This is a genomic window from Celeribacter sp. SCSIO 80788 (assembly GCF_051054295.1).
In the GTDB taxonomy this organism is placed as follows: domain Bacteria; phylum Pseudomonadota; class Alphaproteobacteria; order Rhodobacterales; family Rhodobacteraceae; genus Celeribacter.
This window is the reverse complement of record NZ_CP150482.1, coordinates 3,705,448-3,726,968: the sequence shown is the minus strand read 5'-3', so window position 1 is coordinate 3,726,968 and position 21,521 is coordinate 3,705,448. Positions and strand designations below refer to the sequence as shown.

17 protein-coding genes are annotated in these 21,521 nt (G+C 62.3%); 11 read left to right on the top strand and 6 right to left on the bottom strand.

The annotated features are described in order from the left end of the window. Window positions 1-5 precede the first annotated feature (5 nt). Together dacB and V1471_RS18595 are read right to left on the bottom strand one after the other, a co-directional pair. Window positions 6-1,493: a D-alanyl-D-alanine carboxypeptidase/D-alanyl-D-alanine endopeptidase gene (gene dacB, locus V1471_RS18600; RefSeq protein WP_434290766.1), complete on the bottom strand. Its 1,488-nt coding sequence runs from the start codon at window positions 1,491-1,493 to the stop codon at window positions 6-8. A 103-nt stretch (window positions 1,494-1,596) separates the two neighbouring features. Continuing rightward, window positions 1,597-2,202 carry a nicotinate-nucleotide adenylyltransferase gene (locus V1471_RS18595; RefSeq protein WP_434290978.1) on the bottom strand — a complete coding sequence of 202 codons (606 nt, stop codon included), beginning with the start codon at window positions 2,200-2,202 and terminating at the stop codon, window positions 1,597-1,599. 120 nt (window positions 2,203-2,322) lie between these two features. Between V1471_RS18595 and V1471_RS18590 the strand changes: the two genes are divergently transcribed. From V1471_RS18590 to V1471_RS18575, 4 genes are all read left to right on the top strand, one after another. Then, window positions 2,323-3,198: a GNAT family N-acetyltransferase gene (locus V1471_RS18590; RefSeq protein ID WP_434290764.1), complete on the top strand. Its 876-nt coding sequence runs from the start codon at window positions 2,323-2,325 to the stop codon at window positions 3,196-3,198. Between the two features lie 65 nt (window positions 3,199-3,263). After that, window positions 3,264-4,691 (top strand): KAP family P-loop NTPase fold protein, encoded by a 1,428-nt coding sequence (locus tag V1471_RS18585; protein ID WP_434290762.1) that lies wholly within the window; start codon window positions 3,264-3,266, stop codon window positions 4,689-4,691. A 70-nt stretch (window positions 4,692-4,761) separates the two neighbouring features. Continuing rightward, window positions 4,762-6,417 carry an energy-dependent translational throttle protein EttA gene (gene ettA / locus V1471_RS18580; protein ID WP_434290760.1) on the top strand — a complete coding sequence of 552 codons (1,656 nt, stop codon included), beginning with the start codon at window positions 4,762-4,764 and terminating at the stop codon, window positions 6,415-6,417. Between the two features lie 225 nt (window positions 6,418-6,642). After that, complete coding sequence (locus tag V1471_RS18575) at window positions 6,643-7,392, top strand: hypothetical protein (RefSeq protein ID WP_434290758.1); 750 nt, start codon at window positions 6,643-6,645, stop codon at window positions 7,390-7,392. 361 nt (window positions 7,393-7,753) lie between these two features. Here the strand turns inward: V1471_RS18575 and V1471_RS18570 are convergent, their stop codons facing one another. Further along, complete coding sequence (locus V1471_RS18570) at window positions 7,754-8,131, bottom strand: BrnA antitoxin family protein (RefSeq protein ID WP_434290756.1); 378 nt, start codon at window positions 8,129-8,131, stop codon at window positions 7,754-7,756. Between the two features lie 296 nt (window positions 8,132-8,427). Between V1471_RS18570 and V1471_RS18565 the strand changes: the two genes are divergently transcribed. Next, window positions 8,428-8,634 (top strand): cold-shock protein, encoded by a 207-nt coding sequence (locus tag V1471_RS18565; RefSeq protein ID WP_434290755.1) that lies wholly within the window; start codon window positions 8,428-8,430, stop codon window positions 8,632-8,634. 129 nt (window positions 8,635-8,763) lie between these two features. After that, window positions 8,764-9,270 (top strand): hypothetical protein, encoded by a 507-nt coding sequence (locus V1471_RS18560; RefSeq protein WP_434290753.1) that lies wholly within the window; start codon window positions 8,764-8,766, stop codon window positions 9,268-9,270. A gap of 2 nt (window positions 9,271-9,272) precedes the next feature. Here V1471_RS18560 and V1471_RS18555 read toward each other — a convergent pair whose 3' ends face one another. After that, window positions 9,273-10,223, bottom strand: a complete 951-nt coding sequence (locus V1471_RS18555; RefSeq protein ID WP_434290751.1) for a methyltransferase domain-containing protein — start codon at window positions 10,221-10,223, stop codon at window positions 9,273-9,275. A gap of 145 nt (window positions 10,224-10,368) precedes the next feature. Continuing rightward, a complete protein-coding gene (locus tag V1471_RS18550) occupies window positions 10,369-10,878 on the bottom strand; it encodes a PhnA domain-containing protein (protein WP_434290749.1) in 510 nt (169 codons plus the stop codon). 180 nt (window positions 10,879-11,058) lie between these two features. Here V1471_RS18550 and V1471_RS18545 point away from each other — a divergent pair, with 180 nt between their 5' ends. From V1471_RS18545 to V1471_RS18525, 5 genes are all read left to right on the top strand, one after another. After that, window positions 11,059-12,843 (top strand): autotransporter assembly complex protein TamA, encoded by a 1,785-nt coding sequence (locus tag V1471_RS18545; protein ID WP_434290747.1) that lies wholly within the window; start codon window positions 11,059-11,061, stop codon window positions 12,841-12,843. Next, the gene (locus V1471_RS18540) at window positions 12,840-16,145 is read left to right on the top strand and encodes a translocation/assembly module TamB domain-containing protein (RefSeq protein ID WP_434290746.1); all 3,306 of its coding nucleotides are present in this window, start codon (window positions 12,840-12,842) and stop codon (window positions 16,143-16,145) included. Before V1471_RS18545 ends, V1471_RS18540 begins: the two co-directional genes overlap by 4 nt. 70 nt (window positions 16,146-16,215) lie before the next feature. Continuing rightward, on the top strand, window positions 16,216-16,923 hold the full coding sequence (locus tag V1471_RS18535) for an ABC transporter ATP-binding protein (RefSeq protein ID WP_434290744.1): 708 nt from the start codon (window positions 16,216-16,218) through the stop codon (window positions 16,921-16,923). Between the two features lie 3 nt (window positions 16,924-16,926). Next, complete coding sequence (locus V1471_RS18530; RefSeq protein ID WP_434290742.1) at window positions 16,927-19,293, top strand: ABC transporter permease; 2,367 nt, start codon at window positions 16,927-16,929, stop codon at window positions 19,291-19,293. Window positions 19,294-19,297: 4 nt separating this feature from the next. Beyond that, window positions 19,298-20,506 carry an efflux RND transporter periplasmic adaptor subunit gene (locus V1471_RS18525; RefSeq protein WP_434290741.1) on the top strand — a complete coding sequence of 403 codons (1,209 nt, stop codon included), beginning with the start codon at window positions 19,298-19,300 and terminating at the stop codon, window positions 20,504-20,506. A gap of 12 nt (window positions 20,507-20,518) precedes the next feature. Here V1471_RS18525 and V1471_RS18520 read toward each other — a convergent pair whose 3' ends face one another. Continuing rightward, complete coding sequence (locus V1471_RS18520) at window positions 20,519-21,520, bottom strand: glycosyltransferase family 2 protein (RefSeq protein ID WP_434290739.1); 1,002 nt, start codon at window positions 21,518-21,520, stop codon at window positions 20,519-20,521. Window position 21,521: the final 1 nt, after the last annotated feature.

Below are 21,521 nucleotides of genomic sequence, written 5' to 3'. Positions count from 1 at the left end.
GAACCTCACCCCGCATAAACCCCCGCCCAGCGCTCGATCAGCGCCTGCTGTAGCTTCTTCGCCCGCGTGTTGAACGTCCGCGCGCCCTCTGGCCGCTCTTCCGCCCCCGCCGCTTTCGCCGCTTCACGGCGCGGCACGTCGGCGGCGAAGATCGCAAAAGCCATCCGCCCGCCGCCCGGCGCATCGGCATAGCCCGCCAGCGCGGAAACGAAATCCAGCGTCCCGGTCTTGGCGTGCACGCTCACCGGGCTGTTCTGGATCACATTGCCTTTCGCATCGCGCATCGGGATCGGCTTCATCAGCGGCGCAAGCGTCGCCTCGACCCCCGGCGCGCTCAGCATATGCACCATATCCACTGTGGTCACTTTCGACGCGCCTCCGAGCCCCGAGTGATCCACCAGCGCCACATGCCGCATGCCCAGCGCCGATTGTGCCCAGTCGCTCATCGCCTGCGCCGACGCCGCAAGCGTGGCGGGCGCAAGCCCCCGTGCCCGGCTCGCCGTCAACCCGATGACCTCCGCCGTCAGGTTGGTCGAATATTTCAGCATGTCACGCACCACGAGGCTCAAGGGCGCGCTCTCGATCCGCGCCACTTCCGTGCCGCCCATGGCTTTGCGCTGCCCCTGCGGCAGGCGCACCCCCTGCGTCGCCGCCACCGCCTGAAACACCTCCGCCGCGTAAAGCCCCGGCAGCCGCACCGGCAACCACCGCGCGCCGCCATTGCCCAAGGCCCCCCGCGCCACGGTCCATTCGTCCCGCCCCTGCCCGGCAACGTGATCGAACACCGGCAGGTCCCGCGCAGCCACGCTGATCCGCGCGATCCGCACATCCGGCGCATAGCGTTCCGCGCGCGCGTCCATCTTGAGGCTGTAGTCCTCGCCCTGACGCTTCCACTCGAAATGCACCCGGTTGTAATTCAGGTTCAGCCCGGAAATCGTCGGATTATACCCCGCGTATTCCACCTGCGCGCCGTCGATCTCCTCGATCCGCGGCAGCGCCGTATCGTCGACGTAAAACTGCCCTTTGACCCCGGTGATCCCCGCCTCGCGCAGCTTGCCCGCAAGCATCCCGAGCCCGTCGGTGTCGAGCGTCGGATCGCCGCCGCCGACCAGCACCAGATCGCCCTGCACCACGCCGTTCACGACCGGCCCGCTCGCCAGCACCCGTGTCACGAACCGGTGCTCCGCCCCCAGATGATGCAGCGCATATAGCGCCGTCACCGTCTTCGCCACCGAGGCGGGCGGCAGGCGCAGCAGCGGCTCATGCACCTCGTACATCTCGCCCCCGGCGCTGGGCGACACGGCGTAGCTCACATGCCCCGTCAGACCGGAGGCGGCAACCAGTGCCTCCCCCGCCGGAAGCGCGCGTTTGTGCAAATCCGCCGGGCGCGGCTTCGGGATCGCCGAAGCGATCAGCCCCTCCGCCCATGCCCCCGCCGCAGAGGCCTGTGCCGCGCCGCCCAACAAGAGCCCAAGCGCCGTCCGTCGGTTCATTCGAGAAAAATCATACCCAGTCATGGCCGCGAGTTAAGCGCGGCTTGACGATCCGGGCAAGACGGGAAATCACGACTTTCGCTCCCCGTCGCAGTTTCCCCGATCACCCCCGGTCCCAACCGCCCCGCGCCCGGATCTCCGTCGAGGAGGCATCCGACATCGGCACGTTGATGAAACACCAGCACGGCACCCCGCAGCGCCCCAATAGCCGCGACGACCAGGGCGTCAGCTTCGCATGGGCAAAGCTCTGCGCCGCCACCGAATTGCGCGCTGCCCCCCGCTTGCCGGGCCGGGCAATGACGCCCACCGGCGTCGTCTCCATGATCTCGCGCCAATCCTGCCAGAGGTGGAATTGCGCAAGGTTATCCGCCCCCATCAGCCAGACGAAGGTCACGCCGGGATAAAGCCGCTTGAGCGCCCTGAGCGTCGCCGCCGTATAGCGCGTGCCGGTGTGCGCCTCGATGTCTGTAATCTCGACCCTCGGGTGCTGCATGATCTGCCGCGCATGGGACAGCCGCCGCTCCATCGGCGCAGGTCCCTCCGCCTTCAACGGGTTGCCGGGGCTCACAAGCCACCACACCCGATCAAGCCCGAACCGTTTCAGCGCCATCTTGGTGATATGCACATGCCCCTCATGGGCGGGATCGAACGATCCCCCCAGTAACCCGATCACCTGACCGGGGCGGGCATAGGGCAGCTCATAACGCATGGGCAATTGCATGGCGTTCTGCATGGCGGCAAGCCGGTCGCCTGTCAATCGCTCTCGCTTGACAGCGCATTTTTCCTGACTAAAGTCAGCAAAAATATCAGACCGAAGTCAGGCACCTCCATGACCCTCTCCCCAATTGCCCGCATCCGTCGTTTCAACCGCGCCGTGACCACCGAAACCGGCGTGTTGGACCAGAGCTTTCTCGGTCGCGGCCGCCCGCTCGGCGCGGCCCGCGTGCTCAATGCCATCGGCCCCTCTGGACGCGCCGTCTCCGACATCCGCGCCTTCCTCGATCTCGACACCGGCCTCCTCTCCCGCCTCCTGCGCGGGCTCGAAGACGAAGGCCTGATCGAGGTCGCCGAAGACCCCACCGACAAACGCCGCCGCATCGCGCGCCTCACGCCCGCGGGCCAAAACGAATACGCCGCCTACGAAACCCTCTCCGACACCCGCGCCCAAACGCTTCTGGACCGCCACCCGCACCCCCAAGCCCTCCTCGCCGCCATGGACCTGATCGCCTCCGCACTGGGCCGCGACCGGATCGAGATCCGCGCCATGGACCCCGACAGCCCGACCGCCTTTCACTGTCTGGAAAGCTACTACGCCGAACTCGCCACCCGCCTCTCCATGGGCTACGACCCCGCCCTGGCCGCCCGCGCCGGCTCCGAAGACATGCGCCCCCCGCGCGGGACATTCCTCGTCGCCCTGTCCGACGGATTGCCGTCGGGCTGCGTCGGCCTCAAGGGCACGGATAAAGGCTACGCCGAAATCAAACGCCTCTGGGTCGCGCCGTCTGCGCGCGGCCTAGGACTGGCCAAACGCCTGATGACCGAGGCCGAGGCCCACGCCCGGACCATGGGCATCACCACACTAAGGCTGGACACCAACTCGGCCCTGCCGGAAGCGGCGGGACTGTATCAGCGGTTGGGCTGGACCGAGATCGACCGGTTCAACGACGATCCCTACCCGGATTTGTTTTTTGAGAAGAGGGTGTGAGACTGGACCTCGCCTCATAAGCCCTCATACACTGACTTCGTTATTTCGAGCATCGGAGCATTTCTATGAGTGGCCAGCGCCTGACCGTCCCGGAACCAGAAATCAAACTATACAAACAAGGCTTCGAAGCCGCGTCCGACCTCGGGCGCGCGTCCGACGGCAAGAAACTCTCCGATCTTGTCGAGAGGATCGAAGAACCGATGGTCATCGCCGTCGACGCCCCATGGGGCGCGGGCAAGTCGGTGTTTTTGAAATGCTGGGTGGGCGCTCATACGAAAGACAACGGCGGCGAAGCGACCACTGTTTACTTTGATGCGTTTAAGAATGACTTCATGGGGGATCCACTCGTGTCGATCTTCAAAGAAGTCTCGGACCGGATCGAAAGCCTAAAGCCGAAGACCGCCGATGAGGCAGAACAACAACGCATTGCAAAACTGAAAGCCCTCTCAGGCAAAGCCAAAAAATACGCCCCCATTCTGGGGCGGGCAGCACTCCGGCTGGCTCTCGGAACCGCTGCAACCGAAGCCATTATGGACATCGAAAACCCGGACGAAAGTTCCTTGGACGAAATGCTCGAAAATGCGAGTTCCGAAGCCGCCAAAGCCATCGGTTCGTTTTGGCAAGCGGAAGATACACGTACTCAAGCAATGGACGGGTTTCGCACCTACCTGACAGAGCTCGCCGCAGAACAAAAACTCGTCATCGTCGTGGACGAACTGGACCGCTGCCGCCCGGATTACGCGCTGAACCTGCTGGAAGTGATCAAACACTTCTTCAACGTCCCGAACGTGCATTTCGTGTTGGGGGTGAACCTGACGGAATTGGAGAACTCCGTGCGAGCGCGGTACGGAGCGGGCGCGAATGCGAGTAAATATTTGCAGAAGTTTTACAGAATTCGCATGCCCTTGCCTCTAAAGGCAGGCACGCGTGACACAGCAGGCAAACTTTACACATATTTCAAAAAACAAGCCCTAGAGCTTGGCATGCAAAATGAGAATTACCTGTTCGCATTTGAGGTATATTTCAAAGCGTTTCAGCACTTACCCAACTTCAGCTTGCGCGACACCAATACAATTCTAACAGACGCAATGCTTTGCTCGACTGCGTCTAAGAATGCAGCAAGACTTGAGTGGTACCTATCAGCGGGCCTAATTGCATTAAAAACGATTTCACCATCGGCTTTAAAATCGCTTCGCACACTGCAAACTTTTCCTCCCTCACTAAAAGAACAGATTTTTTCACAACTCGGGTTCAATAGGTATCTTGGGGCTGAGCCCCCTGAACAGGCTTTCAACAAAATTCTTATGCCGAACGAACTCGATCTAGCTATTCTGTCGTGGGAATGGCTGTTCGCTCAAGACCCCGCTGCCCATGTAAACAAAGAAGTCCTAGATAGAGGCCTCACTAACAGTGCACCAAGCTCAAAGCGTCATTACCTGGACACATTAATACAAAATTCCGTAGACACCTTCGAATTCGTCAAGGAAAACTAACCCCCCTTCCCATCCCCCCTCTTCCCACGCTAAACCACCGCCCAAACCATTCCCCCCAAAGGAGCCCGACATGGCAGCCTATCAATACGTCTACCACATGGACGGCGTGTCCAAGACCTACCCCGGCGGCAAGAAGGTGTTCGAGAACATCCGCCTCTCCTTCCTCCCGGGCGTCAAAATCGGTGTCGTCGGTGTCAACGGCACCGGTAAATCGACCCTCATGCGCATCATGGCGGGCATGGACAAGGACTTCCAGGGCGAAGCATGGGCCGCAGAAGGTGCCAAAGTCGGCTACCTGCCGCAGGAACCCGAGCTCGACCCGTCCCTCGACGTGCGCGGCAACGTCATGCTGGGCGTGGCCGCCAAAAAGGCGATCCTCGATCGGTACAACGAGCTCGCCATGAACTACTCCGACGAGACCGCCGACGAGATGGCCAAGCTGCAAGACGAGATAGACGCCCAGAACCTCTGGGATCTCGACAGCCAGATCGACGTCTCCATGGAAGCGCTGCGCTGCCCCCCCGATGACGCCGATGTCACCACGCTTTCGGGCGGCGAGAAACGCCGTGTCGCGCTCTGCAAGCTCTTGCTCGAAGCCCCCGACATGCTGCTTCTCGACGAACCGACCAACCACCTCGACGCCGAGACCATCGCCTGGCTGCAACAGCACCTCATCGAGTACAAAGGCACGATCCTGATCGTCACCCACGACCGTTACTTCCTCGATGACATCACCGGCTGGATTCTCGAGTTGGACCGGGGTCGCGGCATCCCCTACGAGGGCAACTATTCCGCATGGCTCGAACAGAAAGCCAAGCGTCTCGAACAGGAAGCCAAGGAAGACAAGACCCGTCAGAAAACCCTTGAGCGCGAACTTGAGTGGATGCGTCAGGGTGCCAAAGCCCGTCAGGCCAAGCAAAAGGCCCGGATCGACCGCTACAACGACCTCGCCTCGCAATCCGAGCGCGACAAGATCACCCGCGCCCAGATCGTCATCCCCAACGGCCCGCGCCTCGGCTCCAAGGTCATCGAAGTGCATGGCCTGTCGAAACACATGGGCGACAAGCAGTTGATCGAGGGCCTCGACTTCTCCCTCCCGCCCGGCGGCATCGTCGGCGTCATCGGCCCGAACGGCGCCGGTAAATCGACCCTCTTCCGCATGCTCACCGGCCAGCTGGACCCCGACGCCGGCACCGTCGAATATGGCGACACGGTGAAACTCAGCTACGTCGACCAGTCCCGCGACGATCTCGACCCGAACGAAACCGTGTTCGAAGCCATCTCCGACGGCCAACAGATCATCGCACTTGGCGACGCCGAAATGAACGGCCGCGCCTATTGCTCCGCCTTCAACTTCAAAGGCGGCGATCAGCAAAAGAAAGTCGGCGTCCTCTCCGGCGGCGAACGCAACCGCGTCCACATGGCGCGCCTGTTGAAATCCGGCGGCAACGTGCTCCTCCTCGACGAACCGACCAACGACCTGGACGTCGAAACCCTGCGTGCTTTGGAAGACGCGCTGACGGAATTCGCAGGCTGCGCCGTGGTCATCTCCCACGACCGTTTCTTCCTCGACCGGATCTGTACCCACATTCTGGCGTTTGAAGGCGACGCCCATGTGGAATGGTTCGAAGGCAACTTCGAGGATTATGAGGAAGATAAGAAGCGGCGGCTGGGGCCGGATGCCTTGGAGCCGAAGCGATTGAAGTATAAGAAGTTTTCCAGATAAAATCTGGGAAACTTCCTTCAATCTTTTAGGTGAAACCACATACAAAAGCGCCTTCGGGCGCTTTTGTCATGCGCGCGAGGCAGACCGTGCAAAATTGCTCGCAATTTTGTCACGCTGTTCGCGCCCCGTGGGACATGGGCGGCGCGCTTGCCGTAGTGTCTTCAATGATGTTGAATATCGAAATCCCCGCGTGTTGGCGGGGCTTTTGTTTTTTGAGGCCTCATTTTGCAGAAACAAACCAGAAAACTTGAAGTAGCTTTATATATGTTCGCCGTTCTAGTCTTGGTCGCGTATGTGGTGAATTTCATCTACGCACTAAAAAGCAATGCGACCGGAGGCACATTTGGCGACACTTTCGGGGCGGCCAATGCCTTTTTCTCCGGCGGCGCGCTATTGATGCTAATTTATGCGATCATCCTACAACGCAATGAACTGAATCTCGTCAAAGAAGAGCGCGACGACACTCGCCAAATACTTAGCGGACAGGAAGACTTGAACACTGCGCAAAAAGAAGCCTTAGATCGCCAAGCCTTCGAACAGTCATTTTTTGCCCTGTTGTCATTAATTTCCGAAGAGCGGAACCAAATTTCACAGAGAATAAATGCAGACGGATCGGCTACGTTTCTCGGCAATGCCGCACACAATACATCCAGAAGACTGCGTGACGGGCACAATATTGACGACCTTCTGAAGGCGACGTATCTGGACAGAGCCGCGTCGCTCGCGAACTTGTTTTTCGTAGGACAAGAGTATTTGCAGTCGCAGTTAATTCTCGGTCACAGCGCTACGATGCATCTCCAATCGCTGCGAGCGTTCGTGGACAAAAATACCAGTAGGGTTCTGATACCATACGCCTTTAAGTATTATGCGAATCCAGTCCCGGTCTTTTTGCGCCTCGGATGCTTCGACTATCTCACTGTTGAAGAACTTACTGCCGTAAAAGCCCTCGTCCCTGAAGAGTTTGCCGACTTTTAGACAGGCCCCCGCGCCTGACCCGAGGGGCTCGCGTGAAACGCGCAGCCCCGTGGGGGCGGGTCTGGCGCGTCAAAGATGCCAAGGCATCTTTGAATGGTCTCTTCGCGAGCCACAACACTCCCAGCAAACATGATATAATTTCGGGGAACTCCTGCTCATTCGGCACTGAGTTTTCGCCTGCGGACTGCTCATGGCACTACCGCGAAACAGAAAGTTTCGAACGCCGAAAGGTCCAGAAATGAAAATCAAGATAAAGGTTGAAGGGCAAATTAAGTATTCCACGCTCATCGGAACACTGACCCTCTTCTTGCAGGTCATTGCACTTTGCGCATAACCGGCGGGCGGCGAAACAGCCGCCCCCTCACTCCGCCTCCCGCCAAGCCCTCATCTGCTCCTCCTCGCTCAACCCCGCCTTCCGTGCCCGCACCAGAGCCGCCACCTTGCGCTCCGTCACCGCCACCTCCGCGATCTTCATCTGCGCATAGGTCCCCAGCACATGGTTGATCCGCGCCTGATACCCCGCCCCCTGCGCCCGGAAAAACTTCGCGACACTCTCATCCAGTCGCAAGGTCACCTTCATCTTCTTCTCGGTGACATCCAGATCCTGTTCCAGCGTCGCCCAGGCCTCCGGCACGATCTGCGCCACGTCCCAATCGAAACTGTCCAACCGGCCCAGCGCCTCCGCGTGGCGTTGCAGCCGCTCCTGCGCGAGGCGTTGGGTTTTGGTCGGGCGTCTCATGATACTCTCTCTCATGGCACTCTCCTCAAAAACGATGCGCTCACCCTGACAGAGGCCGGTTAACCGCGCCTGATCCCACCGCGCGCGGGGTCCGACAGAAGTCCGACACAAAACCGACGCTTTGCCGACACCGGAGAATCCCCCTATTCAACTCCCTGAAAACCTGTCATAAGGGCCTCGCTAAGTTACCTCTTTCGACCCTTCTGTTCTCCTTCATCGGCCACAGTCATCGAACGATTACGACGACGCCGGGTCCCTACAATGTCGTGAGGGGCAAACACACAGGAGTACACACGATGGCCACTGGCACCGTGAAATGGTTCAATTCCACCAAAGGCTTCGGCTTCATTCAACCGGAAGGCGGCAACAAAGACGTGTTCGTGCACATCTCTGCCGTTGAGCGTTCTGGCCTCACCGGCCTGGCCGATGGCGCGAAGGTCACCTTCGACATCGAAGCCGGTCGTGACGGCCGCGAATCTGCGGTGAACCTCGTTCTCGCCTAAGTTCAGGCAAACGCAGGACAAATCGGCCCGGACGCTACGCGCGCCCGGGCCTTTTTCATGCGCGAAGAACAGGAAAGTGGACAGCTCACGCAAAGCCGTTACACTGTTCGGACCCCACCGGAGACCGCCATGCGCCTGCCCCTACTCCTCTCGCTCGCCTGTCTTGCCAGCCCGGTTTGGGCGGAGAGCCTCGAAGGCACGCTGTCGCTGACCGGCTATTCCAACGCCGAAATCCTCGCCAAGATCGACACCCGGATCGACCGTCCCGTGACGCTCGATCTGACGCTCGACGCGAGCCAATCGACCGCCGTGCAGCAGATGTTCACAGAGGTGAATTACCCCGGCGCAGACCCCGGTTTCCTCTCCGGCGAGATTTACAACACGCCCTTATCGATCACCGACAAAACCCAATGCGAAGAACGGGTTATGGCCTATTTCAACGAGAACGGCCCGGACCCTGCGACGGATGAGTCCTGTCTTGGCCGGGTTGTCGTGACCTTCGAAAATACCGCAGAGCGGCAGGACCCGACCCATGGCGGCACCGGGATCATCCAGTACCGTCTGAGCGGCGATTACATCATCACCCGCGAGATCGGCGCGGGGCTCACCTTTTACACCTTCATCCCGGCCAACTAACCTCAGGCGAACGCCATCAGATCGCCATCGCCCTCCCGGTCATGGCGCAGGCTCAGACTGCCCGCCACCACCGCCAGCCCGTCGATCGCCACACCACGATCCTCCCGGATCACGCAGGGCATCAGGCGCATGGAGCCAAACCCCGCCTCCGCCAAAAGCCCCTCGACATAGGCCTGAGAATGGGCAAATCGACGGCTCTCGCGCAGTTGGACCGGCGCATCGCCCAGCTCGACGGTAAAGGCCAGAACGCCGCCCTCGGCCAGCGATCCGGCGCACCAGCCGATCACCCGTTCCAGCGCACCGAGATAGATGAACACATCCGCCGCGACGATCAGATCATAGCGCCGCTCGGTCACATCGAGCCGGGCGATGTCACGCTTGTCCAGCACATCATAGATGCCCTTGCGGTCCGCCTCGACCAACATGCCGTCGGAAATATCATACCCCTCGAGCCTCGCCGAGACCGGGCGCAGAACCGTCCCCATAAGCCCGGTGCCACAGCCGAGATCGAGCACGGAACCGAATTGCGTCCGCCCCGTAAGCCTCAGAGCATCCATGAGAATTTCCGGTCCACGATAGCCGAGCTTCTCCACCAGTGAACGCTCGAATCGTGGCGCGTATTGATCGAACAGCAGCTCGACGAAAGCGGGCGGCATAGCCTCTGCCACCGGCACCCGCCGCGCCAGATCGCGTTTCAGCCCTGCGCCCAAAGGATCGCGCGGATCGGCATGAACCGCCTTGTCCCAAGCCTGACAGGCTCCCTCGGCCTCGCCCGCAAGCTCCATGAATTCGCCCAGACGAAACCACCCTGCCGCCCAGCCCGGCGCCAATTCGAGCGCTCCGGACAGGGTTTCGATCGCCCCGGCGAGATCGCCCAGATGCGCAAGGGTTTCGGCAAAGGACGCCCGACGGTCGGCCGTCAGGTCCCCCGAGGAAAACACGCTCCCCGCCATGATCCGGATCTTTCAAAAGGGCCCGCTCATTTGCCGTGTCGAAAATGTCGACCGGCCACGCGACGGGCGGCACGCTGCATCTGATGTGCATCATGCGCCCGATACGCCGCCTTTTCGAATCTGTCAATTTAAGTGTTTTGAGCGCTCAGCGCTTTTTGACGAACTCAGTCAGGATCACGATCCGCTGACCTTCGACGCGGCCTTCGATATGGCCCGCGTTGTCCGGCACCAGGGAAATCCCCCGCACCGCCGTGCCGCGTTTGGCGGTAAACCCGCCGCCCTTGACCGGCAGATCCTTGATCAGAACCACCGTATCGCCCGAGGACAGCACCGCGCCGACACTGTCGCGATGGATCACTTCGGGACCGGCGGCCTTGGCCCACTCCTCGACCTCAGGCTCGAGATAGAGCATCTCGAGCGCATCCGCCGCCCAGGCTTCGTCGCGGAAACGGTTCAAAAGACGCCAGGAGATCACCTTGACCGCATCGCGCTCAGACCACATCGACGTGCTCAACGCCTGCCAATGCCCCTCAGGCACCGGCTCCCCCTTGAGCCCCGCCGCACAGGTCTCACAAAGCGCAACCACATCCGTCCGCGGACTCACCGCCACTTCGGTCAGAGGCCCTGACGCCCCACAAATCTCACATTCGGCCATCTCGCCCTCCATTTTTCGCGGACCCTAAGACCCGGACCCTATCGGGGCAAGCGACAAACTGCCGCTTATCGGACCCATGTGAAAGAACGGGGAGAAAATCCGCGCTGGGCCCCTTTCCTCCGGCGCGCAAAATCCGCATAGTCGCAGCGACGGGGGGGACCGTCCGAGGGAAAGTCGACCGTGCCGAACGCGACAAGATCAACTGCTCTATCCGCCATTTTGCTGCTTTGCGCCACCACCGCGCAGGCCTTTGACGCACGTCTGGAGACCACTGCGGGCGACGATCTCAAGGCCCAGATCAAAGCCGCCTCTGCGGTGCTAGAGGCCGCCGACACCGATGTCACCGCACCCGAGGAGATCATCGCCGCCGTCCAGAGCGATTATCGCAACCTGATCGGCGCACTCTATCGCGAAGGCTATTACGGCCCGAGCATTTCGATCCGCGTGGACGGTCAGGAAGGCGCCTCCATGTCGCTGATTTCCCTGCCTTCTTCCATTCAGAACGTGGTTATCACCGTCACTCCGGGACCGCAGTTCGTCTTCGGCACCGCGCGCGTCGCGCCGCTCGCCCCCGGCACCGAATTGCCGGAGGGGTTCGTGAGCGGCGAGGTGGCCCATTCCAATCTCATCGCCGACGCCTCCGATGCCGCCATCGAAAGCTGGCGCGCCGCCTCGCACGCCAAGGCGGAACTCGCCGACCAGTCCATCGTCGCCGATCACCGCGACGAGACGCTCGATGCCGAGTTGACCATCGACCCCGGCCCCGCCGTGACCTTTGGCGATCTGCATTTCGCTGGCAAGACCACCGTGCGCGACGACCGGCTGCGGCGCATCGCCAATCTGCCGACCGGCAGCGATTACAGCCCGGAAAAGCTCGCTCTTGTCACCAAGCGGCTGCAAAAAACCGGCACCTTCCGCTCCATCACCCTGCGCGAAGCCGACACGCTGAACCCCGACAACAGTCTCGACATCACCGCCACGCTGGTCGATGAAAAGACCCGTCGCCTCGGGTTCGGTGCAGAACTGTCCTCGCTCGAAGGCGGCACACTCAGCGCCTATTGGATGCATCGCAACCTCACCGACAATGCCGACCGTCTGCGCTTCGAAGGCGAAGTGGCGGGGCTTGGCAGCACCACCGGCGTGGACGTGACGCTGTCGGCCAGCTACCGCCGCCCGGCCACCGTGACACGCAAGACGACGCTGGTTCTGGGCGCCACGCTCGAGCATCTCGACGAGCCGGAATATCTCTCCGACAGCGGCGAAGTCACCTTGGGCTTCGAGGTCGAGACCTCGCCCAATTCGACCTTTTCCGCCGGGATCGGCTATCGCTATTCCGAGGTCGAGGACGATCTCGGCTCGCGCAGTTTCTCGCATGTCATCCTGCCCATCGACGGCAGCCGCGATACCCGCGACAATTCCCTCAACCCGACCTCCGGCACCTATTTCGAGGCCGAAATCGAACCTTTCATCGGCGTGAACGGGTCCGCCTCCGGCACACGGCTTTTCGCCGACGGGCGCGCCTATCGCGCCTTTGGCGACGACGACCGTTTCACCTTGGCGGGGCGGTTGCAACTCGGCTCCATTCTCTGGGCCGATTACACCGAAGTGCCGCCCGACATGCTGTTCTTCTCCGGTGGCGGCGGCACGGTGCGGGGCCAGCCCTATCAATCCCTCGGCGTCGATCTCGGTGGCGGCGATACGACCGGCGGGTCGAGTTTCTTCGGATTCTCCGGCGAGCTGCGCACCAAGATCAAAGGCAATATTTCTGTCGTGGGCTTCTACGATCTCGGCGGCATTGGTACAGGGTCCCTGCCCGGCGACAATGCCGAATGGCATGCGGGCGCGGGGCTTGGAGTGCGCTACAACACGAGTTTCGGCCCGATCCGCTTCGACCTCGCGGGGCCGGTCTCCGGCGACACCGGTGACGGCATGCAAATCTACATCGGGATCGGACAGGCATTTTGAAAAAGCTTCTCCCCATCACCCTCGCCGCGACCCTGCCGCTCACACTTGCCGCGCAGGACAGTGTGAACGAAGCGGACAACACCGCCGAGACCGCGCGCGACCGTTCCATGATCGTCGGCTTTCTCGAAGACAACCTGTCGGGTGCCGGGCGCGACATCCGCATCGAAGGCTTCAATGGCCTGTTGTCCTCCACCGCCACAATGGACGAGCTGACCATCGCCGACGCCGACGGCGTCTGGTTCACGCTGCGCGATGCCGAGCTGAACTGGAGCCGTAAGGCGCTTCTGGCCGGGCGGCTCGAAGTGACACGGATCGCCGCTGGCGAGATTGTCTTCGATCGTCTGCCCGTCGCGGGCGAGGATACTGGCGTCGATCTGCCCGACCCGGAGGCCAAACCGTTTTCCCTGCCCGATTTGCCGGTGTCCATCGACATCGGTGCCATCGAGGCGGAGCGCGTGCGTCTCGGTGCACCGGTGCTCAAGCTCGGTGAAGCAGTGGAAATCAGCCTCACCGGTTCGGCGAAACTCAAAGACGGCTCCGGCGACACGACGCTTGAGATCACCCGCATCGACGGCACGGAGGGCGCATTCTCCCTCACCGCCGCCTTCGACAACACCTCCGAAGAGCTGTCGCTAGATCTTTCGCTCGCCGAAGGACCCGGTGGTATCGTCTCAACGCTTGCGAACCTCCCCGGCTCCCCCTCTCTGGCGCTCACCGCCAAAGGCTCCGGCCCGCTCGACGGCTTTGCCACCGACATCACGCTTGCGACACAGGGCGAAGAGCGGCTCACGGGTCGTGTGGCGCTCACCGCCGAACCCGATGAGGAGGCACCCGACGCCCCCGCGCCGCGCCGGTTTTCAGCCGATCTCTCGGGCGATCTGACCCCGCTCTTTAGCGCCGAATACGCCCGGTTCTTCGGTCCGTCCTCGACGCTCACCGCGCAGGGCGTCTCCTATCCCGAGGGCGGTTTCGACCTCGAACGCTTCGCGCTCTCGACCCGGACCCTGTCGCTCGTGGGCGCCACCACCATCGCCGCCGATGGCTGGCCCTCCGCCTTCTCGCTCTCCGGCACGCTTGAGAGCCCCGATGACCGCCCCGTGCTTTTGCCCTTCGGATCGGCGCGCTCCATGGTCGAACATGCCGAAATTCTCGCCAATTATGACGTCACACGCGGCCAGAGCTGGTCGGCCTCGGTCGATATGGCGGGCTATGCGCAGGACGGGCTCGACATCGGGTCGGCACGTTTGGGCGCACAGGGCACGATCACCCAAAATCGCGATGATGCAGGTACGGTTCTGGGCGCGATCAAAGCCCGGTTCGGCCTGACGGTTCAGGGGTTTGCCTCCGACGACCCCGCCTTGCAAGAAGCCGTCGGCACCGCCCCCGCGCTCACCGGTCAGGTGTTCTGGCGCGAAGGCGAGCCCTTTGTGATCGAAAGCCTAGAAGCCCGCACCGACGCCACCCGCGCCACCGCATCGGGCAGCATCGACGGGCTCGATGCCGGGTTCGAATTCACCGGACGCATGAGCCTCGACACACCGCGGCTTGCGCGCTTTGCGGCCCTGTCGGGACAGAACCTGTCCGGCGCGCTGAGCGCCACGGCGAAAGGTAGTCTTTCCCCCCTGAACGGCACGTTCGACATCGACATGGCGGCAACCGGCACCGATCTCGCATTCGGCATCGAGCAGCTCGATGCGCTCACCGGCGGCGAGAGCACACTGAGCGTTGGGGTGAAACGCGACGAAACCGGTTTGACGCTGCGCCCGACGAGTTTGAAAACCCGGGCCCTTGACGTGGCAGCCGAAGGGCAATTGACCACGGAGAGCGGCGCGCTGTCACTCACCGCGCGGCTCGACGATGTGGCGCGGCTGGGCGTTGCCCTGAGCGGCCCGCTGAGCCTTGACGCACAAATGTCTCACACCGGTGCCGAAACGCCCTGGACCGCAGAGGCCGACATGACCGGGCCGGGCGGATCGACCGCCGCGCTCTCCGGCACGCTGGCGCAGGATTTCGCCACCGCAGCCCTCGCGCTCACCGGCTCGGCACCGCTTGGCCTGTCGAACAAGCTGACCAGCGCCGCGCTCACTCAGGGCATGACAAGTTTCGATCTTGCAGTGAACGGGCCTCTGGCGCTGTCTTCGGTCAGCGGTCAGGTCCAGATCAATTCCGGTGCACGGGTGGTGATTTCCTCGGCCGGGTTGGCCCTCACCGTCGATCGCGGTGTCGTCACCCTCAATGGCGAACAGGCAAAGCTCGACTTCGCCGCCAGCGCCGACACCGGCGGCGGCCTGACGACCAGCGGTCAAATCGGTCTGACCGGCGCTCTGCCCGCCAATCTCGACATCGGTCTCAACGCGCTGGGTCTCACCGATCCGCAGCTTTACAGCACCACGATCGACGGCGATCTGAGCTTTGACGGCGGGCTTGCAGGCGGTGGCACGATTGCGGGCACGCTCACGCTCGGGCAGACCGATGTGACGGTCTCGCCCTCGGCCCTTGGCAGCGGTGGCGACATCCCCGAGATGACCCATGTCGGCGCCTCCTCCACCGTCACCACCACCCGCGACCGGGCGGGGCTGATCGTCAGTGAAAGCGGTGGCAGCAGCGCGGCCTATGGGCTCGATCTCACGATCCGCGCGCCGAACCAGATCTTCATCCGCGGGCGCGGTCTCGACGCCGAGCTGGGCGGCCAGCTCCGGCTGCGCGGCACCACGGCGGATGTCATCCCGGTCGGGCAATTTTCTCTGATCCGCGGGCGGCTGTCGCTTTTGGGCAAACGCATCACCATGGAGGAAGGCTCCGTTACGCTTCAGGGCGAGCTGGACCCGACGATGCGGCTTGTGGCGGAAACCGAAACCGACACGATGACCGTGCAACTGATCACGGAAGGCCCGCTGAGCTCGCCGGAACTGACGCTGAGTTCCTCTCCGGAACTGCCACAGGACGAGATCCTCGCCCAGCTTCTGTTCGGCAAGGACATCAGCGAGATCTCGGCCTTCCAGGCCGCACAGATGGCCGATGCCGTGGCGACCCTCACCGGCGGCGGCAGCGGGCTTGTGGGCTCGATCCGCGACAGTTTCGGCTTGGACGATCTCGATCTGCAAACCTCCGAAGAGGGCGACACCTCGCTCAAGGTCGGCAAATATATTTCCGACAAGATCTATACGGATGTGACCATCGACAATGCCGGCCAGTCGGTGATCAACCTCAACCTCGACGCCTCGCGCCACGTGACGATCAAAGGTTCGGCAAGCTCGGACGGCGACACCGGGGTCGGCGTGTTCTTCGAGCGCGATTACTGAGCCGGGCTTGACCCGTCTCAAGGCGATGAGGTGAAATGGGGTTAGTCTGGCGCCATGAGGGGGGAACGCCATGGCCGAGACGGTCTTTCATACCGAAAAGCTTGTGAAAACCTATCACACCGGCGGCACGGAGGTGCGGGCGCTCGGCGGGGTCGATCTCGATCTGTACGCCTCCGAGCTGACCGTTCTGCTGGGGCCGTCCGGCTCCGGCAAATCGACGCTTCTGAACATTCTGGGCGGGCTCGATCATGCGACCTCGGGCCTTGTGGAGTTCCGTGGCCGCAATCTGACCACGCTGTCGGACCGGGCTTTGACCCGCTACCGGCGCGATCATGTCGGCTTTGTGTTTCAGTTCTACAATCTGGTGCCGTCTCTCACCGCGCGCGAAAACGTCCAGATGGTCACAGACATCGCCCCCAACCCGATGAGCGCCGAGGAGGCCTTGGCCCGCGTCGGCATGAGCGACCGGATCGACCACTTCCCCGCCGAGCTTTCGGGCGGCCAACAACAGCGCGTCGCCATCGCCCGCGCCATCGCCAAACGCCCCGAAGTGCTCCTGTGCGACGAACCCACCGGCGCTTTAGACAGCACCACGGGCGTTCAGGTTTTGGAGGCGATCCGGGAGATCAACGAAGACCTCGGCACCACCGCCATCGTCATCACCCACAACGCCGCCATTCAGGCCATGGCGCATCGCGTCGTGCGGTTTCAGGACGGCAATATTGCCTCGGTCGCCACCAACGCCACCCGGATCAAACCTTCCGAGATCGTGTGGTAGGCCATGCACGCGCTCGACAAGAAACTCCTGCGCGATTTTCGGCGGCTCTGGGGGCAGTCGCTTGCCATCGCTTTGGTTTTGGCCTGCGGGGTGATGATCCTTTTGACGGCTTTCGGCATGTATCGGGCTTTGGACGACACGCTGGAGGCCTTCTACGAGCGCAACGAATTCGCCGATGTTTGGGCCTCCACCGAGAAAGCCCCCCGCCCGCTTCTGAGCGAGATCGCCGCCATTGAGGGCGTGCAGACCGCCGAGGCACGGGTGCAGGAATATCTCATGCTCGACATTCCCGGCCGGGTCAAATCCGCCACGGGCCTCGCGCTCAGCCTGCCGGAAAATGGCGAGATGCCCGTGCTCAACGTGCCGATCCTGCGCTCCGGTCGCCTGCCCGATCCGCAAGCGACCGACGAGGTTCTCGTCACCGAACCCTTTGCCGAGGCCAATGGCTTTGCCCTGGGCGACACGTTCGATGCGCTGATGTCCGGCCAGAAGCGCAGGCTCACCATCACCGGCACGGCGCTCTCGCCCGAGTTCGTCTACGCGATCGGTCCCGGCACGCTCATGCCCGATGACGCAAGCTTCGGCGTGATGTGGATGCCCGAGCATATGCTTGCCGCCGCCTTCGATATGTCCGGCGCTTTCAATACCGTCACGCTCTCGCTGTCGCGCGATGCCAATGAGGACCGGGTGATCGACGCGCTCGATGATCTTTTGGCGCCCTATGGCGGCACCGGGGCCTATGGCCGTGCGGATCAGGCCTCCAACGCCTTCGTTGCCACTGAAATCAAACAGCTCAAGAACATGGCGACCATCCTGCCGCCGGTGTTCTTTGGCATCTCCGCCTTTCTCGTCAATATGGTGATCGGGCGGATCATCGCGCTGGAGCGCGCCGAGATCGGATTGCTCAAAGCATTGGGCTATACCGATCTGCATATCGCCGCGCATTACGTTTTGATGGCCGGGCTGACCGCCGTTCTCGGCATCGTCATCGGCTGGATCACCGGCGGCATGTCGGCGCGCTGGATGGCCGCCGAATATGCGCAATATTTCAAATTCCCTTATCTCATCTTCAACGTCTCCTATGACGCCTATGCGATCTCAGGATTTCTCGCGCTTTTGACCGCCGCCGTCGGCGCGCTGCGCTCCGCCATGGGGGCCGCTCGCCTGCCCCCCGCCGTTGCCATGTCGCCGCCTGCGCCGCCACGCTACAAGCGCTCGCTCTTCGACCGGATGCTGGCCGCGGCGCGTCTCAGCCAGCCCTCCATGATGATCTGGCGCTCGATCTTTCGCTGGCCGCTCCGCGCCGCCATGTCGGCGCTTGGCCTGTCTCTGGCCGTGGCGATCATGATCGCGGTCGGGTTCTTTTCCTATTCGATGGATGAGATTTCCGATGTCGCCTTCAACCAGTCGAACCGCGAGGACACGGTCCTCTTGTTCTCCAAAGACCGCCCGCTCTCAGCGCTCGAAGACGTGCGCAAACTGCCCGGCGTGATGGAGGCGGAGGGCGAGCTCTACACCGCCGTCAAACTGCGCCACGGTCCTCTGGAGAAACAGCTTTCCATCGTCACCCGCGGCTCGGGCGCGACGCTTGCGCGCTCCATCGACGCGACCGGCCATGTGGTCGAAGCCGAGGGCAACGGGCTTTTGATCACCACGCGGGTCGCCGAGGTTCTGTATCTGAGCCCCGGAGATCTCGTTGAGGTCGAATTCATGACCGGGCGGCGCGAGACCTATCGCCTGCGCGTTGCGGGCGTGACCGAGCAATTCTTTGGCCTCGGCGCCTATATGACCCGCGCGGAGATGGCCCGGCTCACCCGCAGCATCCCGCAAATCTCGGTCGCAAACGTCACGCTCGACCCGACCCAGGACGAAGCCTTCAACGCCGCGATCAAGGACACACCGATGATCTCGGGCGCGGTGCGGGTGACCGATATGAAAGCATCTTTCGCGGCCACCGTGGATGAGAATATCTCGATCATGAACGGGCTTTTCGTGATCGTCGCCGTGTTGATCACCGTCGGACTGACCTACAACAGCGCCCGCATCCAACTGTCAGAGCGCGCCCGCGAACTGGCCTCGCTGCGCATCCTCGGTTTCTCGAACTGGGAAGTCTCCTATGTTCTGGTCGGGGAAATCATGCTGATCGCGGCTCTTGCCCAGCCTCTGGGCTGGCTGATCGGCTACGGGCTCGGGCATCTGATGGCCGCGAGTTTCACCTCCGATCTCTACAATATTCCGATGGTCCTGCCGCCCGCCGCCTATGCCACCGCCTCGCTTGTGGTCTTGGCGACGGCGCTCACCTCCGTCATGGTGGTGCGGCAACGCGTGGACCGGCTCGACCTTGTCTCCGTGATGAAAACCCGGGAGTGACCTGATGACTTCGAAATCCCGCAAATCGCTTTTGAGCCTGATCGTCCTGACGCTTGTCGCCGCCCTCCTGTTCATTGCCTTCCGTCCGCATCCGGTGGCCGTGGACCTCACCGAGGTCACACGCGGGCATATGGAGGTGACGATCAACGCCGACGGCAAAACGCGCATCCGCAATCTCTACGAAGTCTCCTCCCCCATCGCGGGCACGGCCTTGCGTTCGCCGGTCGAGGAGGGCGATGCGGTGGTGGCGGGCGATACGGTTGCCCGCGTCGAACCTCTCAGCCCGTCCCTGATCGACGCCCGGAGCCGGGTTCAGCTTGAGGCCGCCGTCCGCGAAGCCGAAGCCGCCGCGGATCTCGCTCAGGCTCAGTTGCGGCAATCCGAAGAAGAGCTGTCCTATGCCCAAAGCCAGTTCGAACGCACCAAAGCGCTTGTCACCCGTGGCGTCTCCTCCGTGACCACACTGGAGGACGCACAACAGCTTCTCTCCGTCCGCAATGCCGCGCGCGACGCCGCCGTGTCGAACGTACAAATGGCCCAGTCCTCACTGGCCCGCGCCAAGGCGGCCCTTATTGAACCCGGAGCCGCGGAAAGCACGGCCGAGACCTGTTGCATCGCGCTCACGGCCCCCATCTCCGGCAAGGTTCTTTCCATCACCCAAGTCTCCGAACACGCCGTCGCGGTCGGGTCATCTCTATTGTCCTTGGGCGATGTGACCGATCTCGAAATCGAGGCGGATCTACTCTCCTCCGATGCGGTCGGCCTCGAAATCGGCGCCCGCGCCATGGTCGAGCGCTGGGGCGGCACGCCCGCACTCGAAGCCCGGCTCAAAAGCCTCGCGCCCAAGGCCGAAACCCATACTTCCTCTCTCGGCATCGAAGAACAACGCGTCTCCGCCGTTTTCGATCTCGTCACCCCGGCCGACAAGCGCCCCGGCCTCGGACACCAATATTCCGTGTTTCTCAAAGTGGTCGAATGGGAGGCCGATGACGTGGTGATGATCCCGGTCTCCGCGATTTTCCGCAACGGCGATGGCTGGGCAGTGTTCGTCAACGCGGGCGGCATAGCCCGTTTGCAACCGATCGAGATCGGCCACCAGTCGGATCGCATGGTCGAGCTCCTGTCTGGGCTGAGCGAAGGCGATCAGGTGATCCCGCATCCCGCCGACACGATTGCGGACGGGGTGCGCATCGTCGACCGCGAGAGCCTCTGAACCCCGAGCCTGTTACGAAAAATAGCCGATCCGCTCGGCAAGCCCCCGCCCCTCTTCGGTCTCAAGGATCTGCGCCACTTTGGCCTTATGCGTCGCCACGGCGAACTCATGCCATTCCGCCAGTTCCGGATCGCGGGCAAACCCTGCGCGGATCTTGCGGGCCGCAGGCGACGGCGTGGCATAGCGCAGATCCTCATCGCCGGGGGTGTTATACCCCTTCCAATAGTTCACGGAGGCCCCCAGCCGCTCGGTCAGCACCGCATCGCCGCGATCCACCTTGACCAAAAACGCCTCCATGCTGCGGATCGCGTAGTGGTTCAGCTGCGCGAACTCCACGGTGCTCACCGCGTCAATCGCCTTGGCCCCGCCATCGGTATACTCCGCATCGAGCACATGGCCGGAACCGTCCCGCCAGACAAACCCGGTCTCAGAAAAGTTCGCCAACAGGGGCCGGTGATTGCGCCGCCGCGAGAACGGGACTTCGTTGCGAAACATCGTTTTCACCGCGTTCGACACCAGCTTTCCGTCCACGCGCGCCGCCTCATAGCCCTTGTTGCGCTGAGTGAACTGCCCGACCAGCGGCGCGTCGACAAAGGTCTTGTGGCCGTTGCTGTTATAGGGGACCGAGGTGAAGGAAATCACATCCGTCTTGCCGACCCGTTCGAGAAACCCGTCGAGGGTCTTTGTCCGTGTGTTGATCTGGAGATATTCGTCCACGTCGGAAAACATGATCCAGTCGGCATCGCGGTAGATGTTGAACAGCGCGGCATAGCGCAGCGTCATGACATGCCAGGCGCCCTGACTGCGTTTGAGCATCCGCGGGTTGGGCACATGGGTGACATGGCCCATCTCGGCCAGACGGTCGAGAATGCGGTCGGTGCCATCGTCGCAATCGTTGGTCACGACAAAGAAATGATCGAACCCCAGCGCCATGTGATGCGCCACCCAATCGAGGATATAAGGCCCCTCGTTCTTCATCGGCGTCACGATCATGTAGCGGCTTTTCTTCGCCATA